The sequence below is a fragment of the Streptomyces sp. Je 1-332 genome (assembly GCF_040730185.1).
Taxonomy (GTDB): Bacteria; Actinomycetota; Actinomycetes; order Streptomycetales; family Streptomycetaceae; genus Streptomyces.
This window is the reverse complement of record NZ_CP160402.1, coordinates 387,748-405,609: the sequence shown is the minus strand read 5'-3', so window position 1 is coordinate 405,609 and position 17,862 is coordinate 387,748. Positions and strand designations below refer to the sequence as shown.

13 protein-coding genes are annotated in these 17,862 nt (G+C 71.9%); 10 read left to right on the top strand and 3 right to left on the bottom strand.

All coding sequences use genetic code 11. From position 1 onward, the window contains the following. Window positions 1–26 precede the first annotated feature (26 nt). Together ABXJ52_RS01950 and ABXJ52_RS01945 are read left to right on the top strand one after the other, a co-directional pair. Entirely contained in the window at window positions 27–2,666 is a 2,640-nt protein-coding gene (locus ABXJ52_RS01950; RefSeq protein WP_367038775.1) for a LuxR C-terminal-related transcriptional regulator, read from the top strand. Window positions 2,667–2,746: 80 nt separating this feature from the next. Beyond that, window positions 2,747–4,009, top strand: coding sequence for a helix-turn-helix domain-containing protein (locus ABXJ52_RS01945; RefSeq protein ID WP_367038774.1), 1,263 nt, complete (start codon window positions 2,747–2,749; stop codon window positions 4,007–4,009). 67 nt (window positions 4,010–4,076) lie between these two features. On the opposite strand, the gene ABXJ52_RS01940 is transcribed toward ABXJ52_RS01945, so the two are convergent. Beyond that, window positions 4,077–5,522: a glyceraldehyde-3-phosphate dehydrogenase gene (locus tag ABXJ52_RS01940; protein WP_367038773.1), complete on the bottom strand. Its 1,446-nt coding sequence runs from the start codon at window positions 5,520–5,522 to the stop codon at window positions 4,077–4,079. Window positions 5,523–5,741: 219 nt separating this feature from the next. Between ABXJ52_RS01940 and ABXJ52_RS01935 the strand changes: the two genes are divergently transcribed. After that, a complete protein-coding gene (locus tag ABXJ52_RS01935; RefSeq protein ID WP_367038772.1) occupies window positions 5,742–7,106 on the top strand; it encodes an FAD-dependent oxidoreductase in 1,365 nt (454 codons plus the stop codon). A 36-nt stretch (window positions 7,107–7,142) separates the two neighbouring features. Here ABXJ52_RS01935 and ABXJ52_RS01930 read toward each other — a convergent pair whose 3' ends face one another. After that, entirely contained in the window at window positions 7,143–8,804 is a 1,662-nt protein-coding gene (locus ABXJ52_RS01930; protein WP_367038771.1) for an FAD-dependent monooxygenase, read from the bottom strand. Between the two features lie 246 nt (window positions 8,805–9,050). On the opposite strand from ABXJ52_RS01930, the gene ABXJ52_RS01925 reads away from it, so the two are divergent. The 7 genes from ABXJ52_RS01925 (at window position 9,051) to ABXJ52_RS01895 (ending at window position 16,414) form a co-directional block, all read left to right on the top strand. Next, window positions 9,051–9,794: a methyltransferase domain-containing protein gene (locus ABXJ52_RS01925; protein WP_367038770.1), complete on the top strand. Its 744-nt coding sequence runs from the start codon at window positions 9,051–9,053 to the stop codon at window positions 9,792–9,794. A gap of 225 nt (window positions 9,795–10,019) precedes the next feature. Beyond that, on the top strand, window positions 10,020–11,039 hold the full coding sequence (locus tag ABXJ52_RS01920) for an iron ABC transporter permease (RefSeq protein ID WP_367048758.1): 1,020 nt from the start codon (window positions 10,020–10,022) through the stop codon (window positions 11,037–11,039). Further along, window positions 11,040–11,855 carry an ABC transporter ATP-binding protein gene (locus ABXJ52_RS01915; RefSeq protein ID WP_367038769.1) on the top strand — a complete coding sequence of 272 codons (816 nt, stop codon included), beginning with the start codon at window positions 11,040–11,042 and terminating at the stop codon, window positions 11,853–11,855. Then, window positions 11,852–12,859, top strand: a complete 1,008-nt coding sequence (locus ABXJ52_RS01910; RefSeq protein ID WP_367038768.1) for an ABC transporter substrate-binding protein — start codon at window positions 11,852–11,854, stop codon at window positions 12,857–12,859. The genes ABXJ52_RS01915 and ABXJ52_RS01910 overlap by 4 nt, the downstream gene beginning before the upstream one ends. Beyond that, complete coding sequence (locus tag ABXJ52_RS01905) at window positions 12,856–13,935, top strand: pyridoxal-phosphate dependent enzyme (RefSeq protein ID WP_367038767.1); 1,080 nt, start codon at window positions 12,856–12,858, stop codon at window positions 13,933–13,935. Before ABXJ52_RS01910 ends, ABXJ52_RS01905 begins: the two co-directional genes overlap by 4 nt. After that, window positions 13,932–15,158, top strand: coding sequence for an ATP-grasp domain-containing protein (locus tag ABXJ52_RS01900; protein ID WP_367038766.1), 1,227 nt, complete (start codon window positions 13,932–13,934; stop codon window positions 15,156–15,158). Before ABXJ52_RS01905 ends, ABXJ52_RS01900 begins: the two co-directional genes overlap by 4 nt. 5 nt (window positions 15,159–15,163) lie before the next feature. Continuing rightward, a complete protein-coding gene (locus ABXJ52_RS01895; protein ID WP_367048756.1) occupies window positions 15,164–16,414 on the top strand; it encodes an MFS transporter in 1,251 nt (416 codons plus the stop codon). A gap of 57 nt (window positions 16,415–16,471) precedes the next feature. Here the strand turns inward: ABXJ52_RS01895 and ABXJ52_RS01890 are convergent, their stop codons facing one another. Further along, window positions 16,472–17,851, bottom strand: coding sequence for an alpha-amylase family protein (locus tag ABXJ52_RS01890; protein ID WP_367038765.1), 1,380 nt, complete (start codon window positions 17,849–17,851; stop codon window positions 16,472–16,474). Window positions 17,852–17,862 lie beyond the last annotated feature (11 nt).

Here is a 17,862-nt window from a genome sequence, read left to right as displayed (position 1 = left end):
GGTGTTACGCGGAGTAACGTGCGGGCGTGACCCTTTCGACGACCGGACCCGGCGTGCTCACGGCCCCCGAGCTCTACGGCCGCCGCGAGGCAATCGTTGCGGTGGAATCCCTGGTGGGACGCTTGCGGGCGGGCCGAGGGGGCGTCCTCGCCCTTGTCGCGCAGCCGGGCCTCGGCCGCACCGCGCTCGTGGAGTACGCGCGAGCCATCTGCGCCCCGCTCCCATCGGTTCAGCTCGCCGCCCCTGCGGCACTGCCGCAGGAGGGCCCGCTGCTGGTCTGCGTCGACGACGCGCACCGGTGGCACCCGGCGGCCCGGGCCGCCCTCTTGGCCGACTTACGCCGCCTGCCCGCCGAGAGACCGGTGGCGGTCCTGCTCACGCACACTGAACACGGCTGCGGTGCAAGGGAGTTGAGAGACCTCATGCCTTTGCGCCTGGGCCCGCTCGACGACAGTGCGGCGGCCGCCCTGCTCGACCGGCTGACCCGCGGCTCGGCCGACCCGGTCGTCGGAGCCTGGCTGATCCGCGAGGCCGCGGGCACCCCACGCCTGCTCACCGCGTTCGTCGCGGCCCTCACCCCGGACCAGCTGGCCGGCCGCACCCCGCTGCCCGATCCGCTGCCCGGTGCCGAACCCCTCCTCGACGACTTCACGACCCCCCTCGCCGACCTGCCACCCGACACCCGCACCTTGCTGCTGCTCGCCGCGGCGGCGGGGGAGCACGAAGCTGAGGGCGCGGGGGCCGACCTGTCACTGGTGTTACGGGCGGCGGCGGTTGGGGAGGGGGAGGCTGAGGGTGGGCCCGGTGGGTTTGCTGCGGCTGAGGTTGCCGGGGTGGTTGTCAGGGTTGGGGGGCGGGTTCATTTCGGTCATCCGCTTCTTCGGCGGGCCGTGTTGCATCGTGGCCCGCTCGCTCGCCGCAGAGCCGCCCATGCCTGGCTTGCCGCGGTGTGTGGGGACCGTTTCTCCCGGCTGGTGCAACTCGCCTGCGCCGCAGGGGAGTACGACGCGCGGCTCGCCGAAGCCCTCGCCGCCGCCGCCGCCGCGGCGAGCGCGCCGCGCCCGCACGCCGAGCGTTCCGCCGCCCTGGCCCGCGCCGCGGCCCTCACCGTCGACACGAGGCTGCGCACCGACCGCCTCGCCGACGCGGCCGAAGCCGCCCGCCTGGCGGGCGACCCCGTCCGGGCCCGCGCCCTGCTCGCCCGCACCGCCGCCGTTCCCGCGCACGGCGGGGTCCACCGCGTGCGCGGGCTGCTGTCCCTCGGCGACGGCCCGGCCGCCGACGCCCGGGAGGATCTGCTCGCAGCCGCCGCGCTGCTCCCACCCGCACCGGCCCGCCACGCCCTGATCGGCGCGGCGGAGGCGGCCTGGGCGATGGGTGATGCCGCGGCCTACCGGGAGGCGATGGCACGCGTCCCCGCCTGTGCCGACGACCCCTCCCTGGAGGCGTACCGCGCCGGTATGTGCGCGGTCCTCGCGGGCCGCATCGCCGAGGGACACGCCCTGCTGCGCCGCTGCCTGGACGCGTTACCCGGGACGGCTGACCCGGCCGGTCTGCTGCGCTGCGGGGCTGCCGCCCTGGTCGTCGGCGAGGTCGACACCGCCTGCGGCGCCGGTGCCCGGGCGCTCGCCGCCGTACGCGCCCACGGCCCCGAGGTCCTGCTGCCGCGCGCCCTGGAACACCTGGCGTACGGAGAGCTGCGTGCGGGGCGGCACACCACGGCGCGGGCGCACGCCCTCGAAGGGCTTCGGGCGGCGCACCGTATCGGGCAGCCCAACGTCGCCGCCTGTCTGCACGCCGTCCTCGCGCTCGCCGCGTCCGTGGAAGGCGACGCCGAGGCCTGCGCCGGGCATGCGGCGGCCGCTGCCGAGGGCGCTGGGCCGCACGGTCTCAACCAGGCGGCCACGCTCGCGGCCTGGGCCGTCGCGCGGTCGGATCTCGCGGCGGGGCGCCCCGGGGACGCGGCGGCCCGCCTCGCCCCGCTGGTCACCCCCGGCCCCCGGCGCGGGCACTTCGCCGTCAGGATGCTGGCGGTCCCCTGCTTCGTCGAAGCGGCCGTCCAGGCAGGGCGCACGGCAGAGGCCCGGAAGGCCACCGAAGAGTTCACCCGCTGGACGGAAGCCACCGCGGACCGGCTCGCTCCGGCCCAACTGGCCCGCTGCCAGGCCCTGTTGGCTCCACCGCAGCAGACAGCCGCTTCGTACGAGAACGCCCTCGCGCACCACGACCGCTCGCCCGGCGAGTTCGAACGCGCCCGCACGCAGCTGCTGTTCGGCCAGTGGCTGCGCCGCAGGCGCCGTACCCGTGAGGCGCGCGGCCCGCTGCGGGACGCGCTGGTCGGCTTCGAACGCTGCGGCGCACGCGCCTGGGCGGACCGCAGCCGCGGTGAACTCCGCGCCGCGGGCAAGGCGGTGGCGGGGGAGCCGGGAGCGGGAGTGCTCTCGGCGCTGACCCCGCAGCAGCAGCGCATCGCCCGTCACGTGGCGGAGGGCGCCACCAACCGCGAGGTGGCCGAACGCCTGTCGGTGAGCCACCGCACCGTCGACCACCACCTGCGCAATGTGTTCGCGGCGCTGGGCGTACGATCCCGCGTCGAGCTGTCCCGGCTCCTCGGCGGCGACGGAGGGTTGCCGGACCGTGATGAGGAGATTGCCGCACACCTCTAGGTACCGACCGGGCGGTATGCCATTCTTCGGGCGTCAGGAAGATCCGGCAGTGCGGTTGCGCACACTCCCGTGGAGGCCCCATGCCACACGTCCTGCGGTCACGGGTCGGGCCCCTGCACGAAGTGCCCGCCATCACCCCGCTCACACCGGGCGCCCGCTCCCTCCTCGACGCCGAGGCCGTCGCCGTACTGCACCGCGCGGCCCGCGCCCTGCTGAGGGACCTGCCCGCGATGACCGACCGGCTCGTCGCGGAGCTGCGTGAGCAGGAACCCGCCTACCGTACGGACATCGAGGCCCGCCCCACCGAGGTGTGGCAGGAGGTGCACCGCTCCCTGCGGTACAGCGTGACCTCGCTCCTCCAGCCGGCGGAGACCAGGGAGGCCGCCCACCGCACATCCATCCAGATCGCCGGTGTGCGTGCTGAACGGGGCCTGCCGCTCGACGCGTTACTGCACGCCTTCCGGCTTGGCGGGGCGATGGTGTGGCAGGGCCTGGTCCAGGAGGTCGCGCGCGGCAACCCCGACGACATGCGGTTGCTCATCCATGTCGCCACGGACGTATGGAACTTCGTCGACGAGCACTGCGGCGTGGTCGCCGACGCCTACCGCCGCACCGAGCGCCGCATGGCCTGGCGGCACGAGAACCGCCTGCGGCTCCTGACCGCGAGCCTCCTCGACGGAAGTGCGCGTCTCACGGACCTGCCCACCGCCGCCGATGTCCTGGGCCTGCCCGAGGACGGGTGGTACGCCGTGATCGCCGTGGCGGGGGAGAATGGCAACCCCGCCCTGCCGCCAGGAACGCGGACGCTGCACCACACCGGGCCCGGGGTCCAGTACATCCTGGTACTGCTCGGCAACACCGACGCCGGACCGGCAGCCGAACTGTCCGCCCTCGGCGCCGGTCTCGCGCTGCCCCCCGGGGCCCGCGCGGGCATCGGCTCACCGGTGGAGGGCCTCGCCGCCGTCCCCTGCGCCCGCCGCCTCGCGGACACCGCCCTGCGCGCCTGCCCCCGCAGCGGCGGCACCGTACTCCTGGACGAACGGCTGCCCGACGCCCTGGTCGTCTCGTCACCCGAGCTCGCGGAGGCGCTCGCCGAGCGCGTCCTCGGCCCGCTGCGCTCCCTCGACCCCGCCGACCGCGACCTCCTCATCGACACACTCGTCATCTGGATGGAGACCGACGGCTCCGCGCAACGCGCGGGCGCCCGCCTCTACTGCCACCGCAACACCGTCCTCAACCGGCTGCGCCGCGTCGAGCAGCTGACCGGCCGCAGCCTCACCCGGGTCGGCGACCTGGTGGAGATCTCCCTCGCCCTCGGCGCCCGCAGGCTGCTCGGCGGGTGACGGGGAACGGCGACGGGCGGCAAGGGAACGAACCCCTTGCCGCCCGTCGCCGAGCCGTATGCCCTGGTCAGGCCACCGGCACCGGGTACGTCGGGTACTCCACGCCGGAGACGTGCTGGACGACACGGATGACCTGGCACGAGTAGCCGAACTCGTTGTCGTACCAGAGGTAGAGGATCGCGTTGTCGCCGTCGACCTTGGTGGCGCCCGCGTCGACGATCGAGGCGTGCCGCGAGCCGACGAAGTCCATGGAGACGGCGTCGGGAGCGGTCGTGAAGTCGATCTGGCGCTTCAGCGGCGAGTGCAGCGAGACGTCGCGGAGGTGCTCGAGGACCTCTTCGCGGGTGGTCTCGCGGCCCAGGCGCAGGCTCAGGATGGCGATCGACACATCCGGGACGGGGACGCGGATCGAGCTGCCGGTGATGGGCGCCTTGAGGTCGGGCAGCGCCTTGGCGACGGCGGAGGCGGCGCCGGTCTCGGTGATGACCATGTTGAGCGGCGCGGAGCGGCCGCGGCGGTCGGCCTTGTGGAAGTTGTCCAGGAGGTTCTGGTCGTTGGTGAACGAGTGGACGGTCTCCACGTGGCCGCGCAGCACGCCGTACTCGTCGGCCATCGCCTTCAGCGGCGGGACGATCGCGTTGGTGGTGCAGGAGGCGCAGGACAGGATCTGCTCGTCCGGCTTGATCGTGTCGTGGTTGACGCCGTGCACGATGTTCGGGACGTCGCCCTTGCCCGGCGCGGTCAGGACGACCTTGTCGACACCGGGGCGCAGATGCTGGGAGAGACCCTCGCGGTCACGCCACTTGCCGGTGTTGTCGATGAGGATGGCGTCCTTGATGCCGTACGCCGTGTAGTCGACCTCGGAGGGGTCGTTGGCGTAGATCACCTTGATCTCGTTGCCGTTGGCGATGATCGTGCTGGTCGCCTCGTCGACGGTGATCGTGCCCTGGAACTGACCGTGGATGGAGTCACGGCGCAGCAGCGAGGCGCGCTTCACGATGTCCTGCTCGCCGCCCTTGCGGACGACGACGGCGCGCAGGCGCAGGCCGTTGCCGGAACCGGCCTTCTCGATCAGCAGGCGGGCGACCAGGCGGCCGATACGGCCGAAGCCGTAGAGGACGACGTCGCGTCCCTCGCGGCTCTCGATCTTGTTGGCGCCCGTGGCTCCGGCGACGGCCTCGGCGGTGAAATCGGCCACCGACATGCCACGGTCGTCGGTCCTGTACGCCTCGGCGAGCAGGCCGACGTCGATCTGCGAAGGACCGAGGTCGAGGGTGGTGAGGGCCTGGAGGAACGGCAGCGTCTCGGTGACGGAGAGTTCCGCACCGGCTATCTGTCGCGCGAATCGGTGGGTCTTGAGGAGGCTGACCACCGACTTGTTCACCAAGGAGCGGCTGTGGAGCAGGACGGTGACGTCCCGCTCCCGGTGCAGCTTCCCGATGATCGGGATCATCGACTCCGCGATCTCCTCGCGGTGCTTCCAATTGGTGAACGAGTCGTCATTGACAGTCACAGGTTTATCTTTCGAGCTAGGCGGCGCTCATATGCTAACCCGTGCGACTTTTGATCTTGCAGTGGGCTCCCGTGAGCGACCCGTGGCCCAAACCTCGCCTTCGTGATCCCATAAGGCGACCTTATGAGGTCATAGGTCCAACCCCAGTACTAACTTAGGATTGCCTTAGTTTAGGCTTCCCCACGAGCCCCATGTCTTCGCTCGAAGGGAAACCTGATCATGTCTCGCCCTCTGCGGGTAGCCGTTGTCGGAGCCGGTCCGGCCGGCATCTACGCCGCCGACGCGCTGCTGAAATCCGCAGTGGCGGTCGAGCCCGGTGTGTCGATCGACCTCTTCGAGCGGATGCCCGCGCCCTTCGGCCTCATCCGCTACGGCGTCGCCCCCGACCACCCCCGGATCAAGGGCATCGTCACGGCCCTGCACCAGGTCCTCGACAAGCCGCAGATCCGCTTCTTCGGCAACGTCGACTACCCGCGCGACATCGACCTGGACGACCTGCGCAGCTTCTACGACGCGGTCATCTTCTCCACCGGCGCGACGGCCGACCGGGCGCTCGGCATCCCCGGCATCGACCTCGACGGCTCGTACGGCGCGGCGGACTTCGTCTCCTGGTACGACGGGCACCCGGACGTGCCGCGCACCTGGCCGCTCGACGCGGAGAAGGTCGCCGTCCTCGGCGTCGGCAACGTCGCGCTCGACGTGGCCCGCATCCTGGCCAAGACGGCGGAGGAGCTCATCTCCACCGAGATCCCGCCGAACGTCCACGAGGGGCTCAAGGCCAACAAGGCGCGCGAGGTGCACGTCTTCGGGCGCCGCGGCCCCGCGCAGGCCAAGTTCAGCCCGATGGAGCTTCGGGAGCTCGACCACTCCCCGAACATCGAGGTCATCGTCGACCCCGAGGACATCGACTACGACGACGGCTCGATCGCGACCCGGCGCGGCAACAAGCAGGCCGACATGGTGGCCAAGACGCTGGAGAACTGGGCCATCCGCGACATCGGCGAGCGGCCGCACAAGCTGTTCCTGCACTTCTTCGAGTCGCCGACCGAGATCCTCGGCGAGGACGGCCGGGTCGTCGGCCTGCGCACCGAGCGCACCGCCCTCGACGGCACCGGGAACGTCAAGGGAACCGGCGAGTTCAAGGACTGGGACCTCGGCGCCGTCTACCGCGCGGTGGGCTACCTCTCCGACGAACTGCCCAAGCTGCCCTGGGACGTCGCGTCGGGCACGGTGCCGGACAAGGCAGGCCGCGTCATCGAGGAGACCGGGGAGCACCTGCAGTCGACGTACGTCACCGGGTGGATCCGCCGTGGCCCCGTGGGCCTGATCGGGCACACCAAGGGTGACGCCAACGAGACCGTCGCCAGCCTCCTCGACGACCACGCGAACGAGCGTCTGCACACGCCCACCGCCCCCGAACCGGCGGCGGTGAACACCTTTCTCGGCGAGCGGAACATCCGCTTCACCACGTGGGAGGGCTGGCACCGCCTCGACGCTGCGGAGAAGGCCCTCGGCGTGGCCGAGGAGCGCGAGCGCGTGAAGATCGTCGAGCGCGAGGACATGCTCAAGGCGAGCGGCGCGTAGCCCTCTCCGGCGGGCGGAGCCGATTGGGGAGCGCGGTCACCCCGGCATGGATGTGGCCGTGCGGTAGTCCGCGAGGGCTGCCGCGGTGTCCGCGAGGGAAAAGCGGGCGCCGAGCTGTCCGTCGGGGCGGACGACGAAGCCGGTCGGTCCTTCCGGTCGGTAGAGCCGGGCGAACTCTCCTGCGGCGTCGCGGTATCCGGGAACGGTGAGGGTGCCTGCGAGGTCCGGTGCGCCTCCGCGGGCGAGGACGGCGATCGTCTCCAGGCCCGCGCGGGCGGGGCCACCTCCGTCGGTGGCAGCCGCGGCCGCTGCGTTCACGTCGGCGATGTCGTCCGCGTACAGCAGCAGGACGTGTTCGGTGCGGCCCCGCAGGACGTCGAGCAGACGCAGTGGGTAGGTGGCCAGGGTCCCGGTGAGACCGCCACAGTCGGGGCTCCGGTCACCGGGCTGGGGCGCATCGGCCGGTCCGTACGGGGCGTGGGCCAGCGGACCGCCCCGATAGCCGACCAGCAGCTGGGCCTCGCGCTGCATCAGGGTCCGCGGGTCGTCCGGGTCGGTCTCGATGCCCTGGGTGGCGTGCCGCACGGTCCGGCCGACGACTTCCTCGCCGACCGGCAGGCGCTCGGCGTCATAGCTGGTCAGCAGGGCGGGCCCGGCCGTGCCCCGGACCACGAGCGCCAGCTTCCAGGCCAGGTTGCAGGCATCCTGGATGCCGGTGTTCATACCCTGGGCGCCGGTCGGCGGATGGATGTGGGCGGCGTCGCCCGCGACGAAGACGCGTCCCTCGCCGTAGCGGTCGACGATGCGGTGGCTGATGCGGAAGACGGAGGACCAGCGCAGCCGGGAGAGGCGGGCAGGGCGCGGCGCCAGGCGGTCGACGACGGCCTGGAGATGGTGCAGCTCCGGGGCGACCTGCCCCTCCAGGCCGTGCACGACGCCGTCGTCCCCGGCTCGCCCCCGGTCCGTGGTCCGCGTGGACAGTTCGGGCGGGACCAGCATCGACATGCGATAGCGGCCGCCACGGCCGGGCAGTGGGATGCAGACCAGCAGGTCGTCGGTGGAGCCGTCGTCGGCCACGTGGAGGGAGCGGATGCCGTATCCGTGCGGCAGGTCCCAGTCGGCCTCGACGTCGCCCAGCATGTACTCCTCGGGCAGCGCGCCGCCCTCGAACGTCAGGCCGAGGCCCTTGCGGACGGTGCTGTGCGCGCCGTCGCAGCCGATCAGATAGCCGACGTGTGACTCCTCCTCGGCCCCGGAGGCCGTCCGCAGCCGGACCGTGACGCCGTCCGGGTCCTGAGCGAACGACACCAGTTCCGTCCGGCGCTCGATGACCGTACCGAGCCCCGCCAGGTACTCCTCGAGAAGCCGCTCCGTCTCGTACTGCGGCAGCGCGGCGAACCCGTAGGGCACCTCGGGCGGCAGCTCGAGCTCGATCCGCGCCCGCTCCTGACCGTTCGCGTAGATCAGCTGGCCGCGCATCGGGGCGGCGTTCTCCATCGCGGCGCGCGCCAGACCCATCCGGTCCCAGATCTCCAGGGTGCGCGGCTGTACGCCGACCGCCTTGGCGTACGGAAGACGCTCGGGCAGGCGGTCGACCAGGCGGCAGCGCACCCCGTGGCGGCGCAGCTCGGCGGCCGCGCTCAGCCCCACGGGGCCCGCTCCCGCGATCAGTACGTCGGTCGTGTGAGTGTGCGCCACGTGAGCCTCCCGTACCCGGCTCCGGGGCCGGTATCAGCTCCATGGTCACCCGGCGGTACGCGCGCGGCGAGCCGGGCGGTCGGCCCGGGGCCCCTGCGCCGGGAAACAGCGGGGCACCAACAGGGAGGCAGCGGGGAACCAGACGCGACCCGCAGCCGACCACTGGTGCGCACGTCCCGTACGCCGCCGCTCACGCAGCCGCGGTGTACGGGCCACGACAGCCCACTGGATCGAGGTCGCGGCAGCATGCACTGGTACGAGGACGAGGGATTCTGGTCCGACTTCTCCGAGACGATGTTCTCCGAGCGGCGGCGGGAGGAGACGGCGGCCACCGTCGCCCGCTCGCCGCTCCTCGGGTTCCCGGCCGGCAGCCGCGTACTCGACCTGTGCTGCGGACCCGGCCTCTATCTGGAGCCGCTGGTGCGCCGCGGCTACAGCGTCACGGGCGTGGACCTCAGCGCGGAACTCCTGAAACGCGCCCGGTCCGTGTGCGACGACACCGGGGTCGATGTCCGCCTGATCCAGGCCGACATGCTCACCCACGTCGAGCCGGACGCGTACGACGTGGTGCTCAACGTCTTCACCTCCTTCGGCTACTTCGACGACCCGCAGGACAACGTCCAAGTGCTGCGCAACGCGCACGCATCGCTGGTGCCGGGCGGGCAACTGCTCATCGACGTGATGGGCAAGGAAGTCCTCGCCGGCTGGATCGGCCGCCCTCAACTCGTCGAACTCGACGGCGCGTACGTGGTGCAGCGCGACACCGTTTTGGACAGCTGGACACGGCTGCGGACCGACTGGACGCTCGTGCGTGACGGTGTCGCGCGCGAGGCCTCCCTCACCTCCTTCCTCTACAGCGCGGCGGAGCTGCGCGGCCTCTTCGAGGACGCCGGGTTCACCGGCGTGGAGTGCTTCGGCGGCTTCGACGCCGAGCCCTACGACCACCACGCCCGGCGCCTGATCGTGCGAGGGACCAAGCCCGTCCGCTGACGGGGGGCAGTTCGTGAATCTCCGGGAACTGAGCGGCGATGCCCGCCGACTACTGGATCGTGCCGCACCCCGCAAGGGCGGCCACAGCGCTCCGAACTGTCCAACGGGTGAAGGGACTTCATGACCGAGGCCACATCTGATGCCCCGACAGAGGCATCACCCGGGACCGCTTCCCCCGAGGCAGCCCCTCACGAGGCGGCGGGCAGGGCAGGCCGCGGCCGGCTCGTGACCACGCTGGCGGTGCTCTCCGGGACGCTGGTCGTCTCCGTCATCGCCGGTATCGCGCTCGGGCCGACCGTCGTACCGCTCGGGGACGTCGTGCGTTTCCTGACCGCCGCCCTCACCGGCGGCAGTATCGGGGCCGATGACGTGACCGGTTACTCCATCGTCTGGCACGTGCGCACCCCACGGGTGCTGCTCGCCGCCGTGGTCGGGGCGGGGCTCTCGGTCGTCGGCGTCGCCATCCAGGCGCTGGTGCGCAACGCGCTCGCGGACCCGTTCGTCCTCGGCATCTCGTCCGGCGCCTCCGTCGGGGCCACCGCTGTCGTGGTGTTCGGAGTCTTCGCCGGGCTCGGCGTCTACGCCCTGTCGGCCGCCGCGTTCCTCGGGGCGCTCGGCGCCACCGTCCTGGTGTACCTGGCCGCGCGCGGCCCGCTCGGCCTGACACCGCTGCGTCTTGTCCTCACGGGCGTAGCACTGGCCTACGGGTTCCAGGCCCTGATGAGCGTGCTCGTCTTCCTGTCCCCGAACGGCCAGGCCGCGCGCACCGTGCTGTTCTGGCTGCTCGGCAGCCTCGGCTCGGCGTCCTGGGAGTCGCTGCCGCTGGCGGCCGGTGCCGTACTGGTGACGATCGTGGTGCTGCTGCGCCAGAGCCGTTCCCTGGACGTCCTTTCACTGGGGGACGAGACCGCGGCCAGCCTGGGCGTCGACGCGGAGGCGCTGCGGCGCCGTCTCTTCCTCCTCACGGCGGCGGTCACCGGCCTGATCGTCGCGGTCAGCGGCGCGATCGGCTTCGTCGGGCTCGTCCTGCCGCACGTCGTGCGCATCCTCGTCGGCTCGACGCACCGCCGAGTCCTGGCCGTGGCGCCACTGGCCGGGGCCTGCTTCCTGGTCTGGGTCGATCTCGTCGCCCGTACCGCCTTCGCCCCCGAGGAACTGCCGCTCGGGGTCATCACCGCGCTGATCGGCGTACCGGTGTTCATCGTGCTGATGCGGCGCCGCGGCTATCTGTTCGGAGGGCGGTAGATGACCCTCGTACTGCGGGAACTCTCGGTCGAGGCGGCGGGGCGCGCCCTGGTCGACCGGTTGAACATCGAGGTGGAGGCCGGGCGGATCGTCGGGCTCGTCGGCCCGAACGGCAGTGGCAAGTCCACGGCGCTGCGCTGCGTCTACCGGGCGCTGAAGCCGACGTCCGGAGCCGTGCTCCTGGACGGATCCGACCTGTCGACGCTCAAGCTGCGCGACAGCGCCCGGTCGATCGCCGCGCTCACCCAGGAGAGCCACACCGAACTCGACTTCACGGTCGGGGAGGTCGTGGCCCTCGGCCGCGCCCCCCACGCACGCGGCAACCAGCCCCTCACCGCACGCGAACACGCCCTGTGCCGACAGGCGATGGACCGGCTCGACGTCACCCACCTCACGGACCGCAGCGTGCTCACCCTCTCCGGCGGCGAGCGGCAACGCGTGCTCGTGGCGCGCGCCCTCGTGCAGGAACCGCGCGTCCTGGTCCTCGACGAGCCCACCAACCACCTGGACATCCGCCACCAGGTGGAGCTCCTGTCCTTCCTGCGCGGATCGGGCCTCACCGTGCTCACGGCCCTGCACGACCTCAACCTGGCTGCCGCCGCCTGCGACAGCATCGCCGTCCTCGGCGCGGGCTCCCTGGTCGCCACGGGGCCCCCGGCGGACATCCTCAACCCCGAGCTGATCCGCAAGGTGTTCGGCGTCGACGCCACCGTCGTGCACCACCCCCGCACCGGCATCCCCCAACTCGTCTACGACCTCGCCCCCACCGGCACCCCGGCCCCCGCCGACGCCCTGGCAGAAGGACCCCACTCATGATCCGACCACCGCTGCCCCGCGCCCTGGCAACCGCCGCACTCCTCACGACCGGGCTCCTGATCACCGGCTGCGGCGCCGAGGTCGAGCCGACGGCGAAGAACAAGACGGAGACGGTCACCGTCTCCAACTGCGGCAAGGACGTCACGTACACCCGTCCCGAGCGTCCGGTGGCCTACGACGTCAGCGGCGCCGAGAAGATGTTCTCCCTCGGCCTCGCCGACCGGATGCGCGGCTACGTCATGAACAAGCTCGGCGACCCCTCCATCAAGGGCTCGCCCTGGCGCGAGGACTACGCCGACGTGGAGCGCCTCGGCACCGAGCGCATCACCCGCGAGATCGTGGCCGACGCCAAGGCCGACTTCGTCCTCGCCGGCTGGAACTCCGGCTTCAGCGAGGAGCGCGGCATCACGCCCGCCCTCCTCAAGAAGGTCGGCTCCGCCAGCTATCTGCACACCGAGACGTGCTGGGACTACGGCGACAAGAGCGTCGACGTCACGCCACTGGAAGCGCTCTACACGGACCTGGACAACCTCGGCCGGATCTTCGGCGTGGAGAAGCGCGCCGAGAAGCTCGTCACCGGCCTCAAGGGGCGCGTCACCGCCCTGAAGAAGACCTGGCCCGAGAAGGGCGACCCGGCCAAGGCCTTCGTCTACGACTCGGGCACCGACCAGCCCTTCACCGCCGGGCGGCACGCCGCACCGAACGACATCATCAAGGCCGCGGGCGCCACGAACATCTTCGACGGCCTGGACAAGGGCTGGACGACGGTGGGCTGGGAGCCGGTGATCAAGGCGAAGCCCGAGGTCATCGTCATCATCGACTACGCCGACCAGCCGGCCAAGGAGAAGATCGCCTACCTGAAGTCGCTCGACAGCCTCAAGTCGGTCCCGGCCGTGAAGAACAGCCGCTTCTTCGTCATGTCCTACGGCGACGCCGTCAGCGGCCCGCGCAACGTCAAGGGCGCCGAGCGCCTGGGCGGTTACCTCCGGTCGGTGGGCCGATGACCCCCTTGCGCACGGCAGCACCCGCGGCCCCCGCGGCCCCCGCGGCCACCGTCCACGGCCACATCACCGACGCGATGAAAGCCCCCGACCTGCTGCGCCTCTGCGACAACGTCGTCCTCGCGCGCTTCGAGACGATGAAGGTGTACGCGGCGCTCGGCGCCGTGCGTACCCTCCTGGAGCACGGCACCGTGCGGCCCGGCCAGACCCTCGTCGACAGCTCGAGCGGCATCTACGCCCTCGCCCTCGCCATGGCCTGCCACCGCTACGGACTCGGCTGCCACATCGTGGCCTCCACCACCGTGGACGCCGCGATGCGGGCCCAGTTGGAGATCCTCGGCGCCACGGTCGACCAGATGCCACCCTCCGACAGCCTGCGCCTCGACCAGGAGCGCCGCGTGCGTCGCGTGCGTCAACTCCTCGGCGAGCGCACCGACGTGCACTGGATGCGCCAGTACCACGACGGCGTCCACTACACGGGTTACGAGGAGTTCGCGGACCTGGTCGACGCCGCGCTGCCCGACGCCCCGCTGACGGTCGTCGGAGCCGTCGGCACCGGGGCCTCCACCGGCGGACTCGTCCAGCCGCTGCGCCAACGCGGCCGGGAAGTACGGCTGTTGGGGATCCAGCCGTTCGGCAGTGTCACCTTCGGCAGCGAGGACTTCAGCGATCCCGAGGCGATCATCGCCGGGATCGGCAGCTCGATCCCCTTCGACAACGTCCGCCACGACCTGTACGACACCCTCCACTGGGTCGACTTCCGGCACGCCATGGCGGGAGCCGTCGATCTACTGCGCGCCCACGCGGTGTTCGCGGGCCTGTCCACCGGGGCGGCCCACCTCGTCACGGGCTGGGAGGCGGCACGCAATCCGGACCGCATGCACCTGGTCATCGGCGCGGACACGGGGCACCGCTACACCGAGCGGGTCTTCGCCCGGCACCAGGAGGCCCTCGACCCGCGCACCCTCAAGCCGCACCAGATCACGGACCTGACCGACCTCGCGCTGCCGTGGTCGGCGATGGAGTGGAACCGGCGCAGTTACGACGTACGCACGAAGAAGGAGGGAAAGGCATCGTGACGATCGCCGCCCTGGAAGCGCTCACCTTCGGCCTCGGACGGATGGTGGAAGCGGCCGAGGCCGCCGGGCACCGCCTCTGCCTGCTCACGGGCAACCGTGCCGTGTACCGGCATGAACTGGACCGCCTGGCGCCGGGCGCGCTCGACATCGTCGACGTCGACACCCGCGACGCCTCCGCGTCCGCCGCCGCCCTCGCAGCGGTACCCGGCCTGAAGGGGCTCATCAACTCGACCGACACCTGGAGCGTGCCGGGCGCGGATCTCGCCGCCGAACTCGGCCTACCGGGACCCGACCCGGCCGCGGTCCGTGTCCTGCGGGACAAGTCCCGGGTGCGCAACCTCCTCCACGAGCAGAACCTGAGCCGCGGACCCGCCCTCACGATCCCTGCCGGGCCCGCGGCGGCCGACGAGGTGCTCCGGCAGCTCGGCCTCCCGGCGGTCCTCAAGGACTCGGCGGGCACCTCATCCCGTAACGTCTGGCTGGTCCGCGACGAGCGGCAGCTGCACGCCGCTCTTGGCGAAGCCGCCCAACGCCCCTTCTCCGGGCGGCTGTTCGCGGAGCCCTTCTTCGCCGGGCCCGTCTACAGCGCGGAGACACTCAGCTGGGCGGGTGAGACGAAGCTCCTGGGCGTGCTCAGCCGCCAGATGTCGCCGGAGCCGTCCGTCCGTGAGGAGGCCGCGTCCTTCCCCGTGGCCCTGCCGGAACCGGATTTCGCCCTCGTCCAGGACTGGGTGGGGCGCGTCCTGGAGGCGGCGGGCCATGACGCGGGCTTCGGGCACGTCGAGTTCGTGCTCACCGCCGAAGGACCGCAGCTCGTCGAGATCAACCGGCGCATCGGCGGCGCGCTCGTCGGCGAGGCACTGTGCCGGGCCCTGCGCACCAACGTGTACGACGCGATGGTCGCCGTGGCGCTCGGCCTGCGCCCCGCCCTGCTCGACGCGCCCGCGGCCACGGGCCCCGCCACGGGATTCGTCCTCGTCTACCCCGACCGGCCCGGCACGCTCACCGGATGGGCCGGCGTGGACGGCCTCGCCGCCTTCCCCGGCTCACCCGAGTGGTACCCGACCGCGGCCCCCGGTGACCGCCTTGAGCATGTGAGCGATCAGCGGGGCTGCACCGGCATCGTCCTTGCCGAGGGCGCCACCGCCGAACTCGCCCTGCACCGTGCGCTGAGCGCGGCCGGGAGCATACGGGCACTCGTCGCCGCCGACGCCTCGGAGTGACGCTCATCGGGAAGCCGCGCGGGCGCCTGCGATCGCTTCGATCCGGCCTCGCGCGGCTCACCGCGCCGCAACGCTTCCTGCTGGCCGGATCGTTCCTGATACCGCTGGGCAGCTTCGCCGTCCTGCCCTTCATGTCGGTGCTGCTGCACGAACGGCTCGGCATGGGGCTCGGGACGGTCGGCGTCGTGCTCGCCGTCGCCTCGCTGGTGCAGTTCTCGGGCGGAGTGGTGGGCGGCGTGGTCGCCGAACGCATCGGCCTTCGGCGCACGATGCTGCTCGCCCTGGTGATCCGCACAGCGGGCTTCGCCTGCTTCCTGCCCGGCCTCCGCCACCCGGTCGCCGCCGTCTTCGCCCTCTTCCTGGTCTCCGTCGGCGCGGCCCTCTATCTTCCCGCGAACAAGGCCTACTTGATACACGAGGCGGGGGAGGAGCAGCGCCCCCTGCTGTTGTCCGCGAGCAGCTCCGCCCTGAACGCGGGCATCGCCCTGGGGCCGCTTGCGGCGGCGCCCTTCGTCCTCAGCGCATCGGCCGGCCTCTTCACCGCGGTGACCGCGCTGTTCGCGGCGATCACCGTGGGCCACGCCCTGCTGCCCGCCGAGAGCCCCGGCCCCGGTCAGGCCGTGGGGGCCGGACGAGAGCAACCCATCAAGGCCGGGCCAGGTCAACCCGAGCCCAGGGAACGGGCGTTGTCCGGCCTCGCCGTGCTCCCCTTCGTGACCACCGTGCTGAGCCTGTACGTCTTCATGTACTTCCAGCACTACCTCGCGCTGTACGCGGTGCCCCGCACCTCGGCGACGTACTACGGCCTGGTCCTCGCGCTCTACGCCCTCCTGCTCGTCGTCGCGCAACCCCTCCTCTCGGATTGGATCGCGCGCCTGCCCTACGTCCGTGCCCTGTGGTTCGGCTTCGGCGCGATGGCCGCCGGGATGGCCGCGCTCGCGATCGGCGACCATGCGGCGATCCTGCTCGGAGCCCTGCTCGTCTGCCTGGGTGAGATCGTCCTCTTCTTCAAGAACGACCTGGAAGCCCTCGCACGCTCGGCCCGTGCCCCTGCGGTCGTGTTCGGCCACCAGCGACTCGCGGCCGGTATCGGCGCCTTCGCCAGCGGAGCCGCCGGGGGCGAGGGTTATCAGCTGGCCCAACGCGCAGGCAGTGCGGGCCTGTTCTGGGTCGCGGTCGCCGCGCAGTGCGCGCTGCTGCCGCTGCTCCTGAGGCGCTGGTCGAGCCGGGTTCCGATCACGGACCGAGGTCGCTGAGGCCGAGGTGGTCGCCGCCGAGTCGCCACGTCATCCGGTGTTCCGCCTGGCGCAGGGTCAGCCCGCCTTCGCGCCGGTGTGCAGTGCCAGGGCGGTGCGGGCGGGCAGGGTGGTCTCGATCTTTCCGTCGTCCCCGACGGTGACCGTGTCGCCGTCGCAGCTGTCCGGGGACGCCTTGGCGACATTGCAGTAGGTGCCGCCCGGCAGGGACGTCGCGAACGTCTGGTGCAGCTCGCCGTCGCCGTTGTTGAGGGCTACGAAGCCCTTGCCGCCGCGGCCGAAGGCGAGGGCGCTGCCGCCGTTGTCCCACCAGTCGGTCAGCTCGGCGGCGCCCACCTCGTTGCGGAAGCCGACCAGGCCGGCGACCGCCTGCTGGGCGTGCGTGTTCGTCCAACCGTCCGCGCCGCTCGGCGGGCCCGCGTCCTTCTCGGACCACTCGTAGCCGGAGTACACGTTCGGTGAGCCGTAGGGGGACGCGAGCATGAAGACGTTGGCCAGCGTGTAAGCCGCGCCGTCCTTGTAGGTGAGCGTCGAGCCGTTGCGCTCGGTGTCCCAGTTGTCGACGAACGTACGGGCCGAACCGCTGCCCAGTTTGCCGTCCGCGACCGTCTTCAGCTGCGCGATGTTCCCGCCCTGGAAGGCGCTCTTGAGGTGCCCGCCGTAGCGGAACTCGTCGACGTCCCCGATGCCCGTGTACTCCTCGGGCTGGACGGCCTCGCCGCCGCCGTGAATGACCTCCGAGACCCAGAACCCGGGGTCGCTCATCTTGCCCTTGATGGCGGCGACGTCGTCGGCGGACATGTGCTTGGCGGCATCTATACGGAAGCCGTCGACGCCCAGGGACCGCAGGTCGTCGAGGTAGGCGGCGATGGTGGTGCGCACCGCGTCGCTGCCGGTGTCGAGGTCGGCCAGGCCCACCAGCTCGCAGTTCTGGACGTTGTCGCGGCTGGTGTAGTCGTCGATGCTCGTGCGGCAGGTGTGGAAGTCCGCGTCCCGGAAGTAGCCGGGGTACTCGTACTTGCCGTACGCCGTGCCACCGGTGCCCGTCCCCGATCCCGCCGCCATGTGGTTGATGACGGCGTCCGCGATGACCTTGACGCCCGCCTGGTGGCAGGCGTCGACCATGCTCTCGAAGGCGGCGCGGTCACCGAGGCGGCCCGCGATCTTGTAGCTGACAGGCTGGTACGAGGTCCACCACTGGTCGCCCTGGATGTGCTCGGACGCGGGGGACACCTGGACGTAGCCGTAACCCGCCGGGCCGAGTTGGTCGGTGCAGGCCTTGCCCACCTCCGCGAACTCGCGCTCGAACATGGTGGCCGTGACGGTCTTCTCGCCGGGCGGTGTCGCCTGTGACTGCGAGGGCGCGAACGTGGCGAGACCGGCCGCGGCCAGGACCCCGGCCGACGTGGTGGCGAGCAGGCGGGAACGGTGCTGCATGGTGCGGCTCC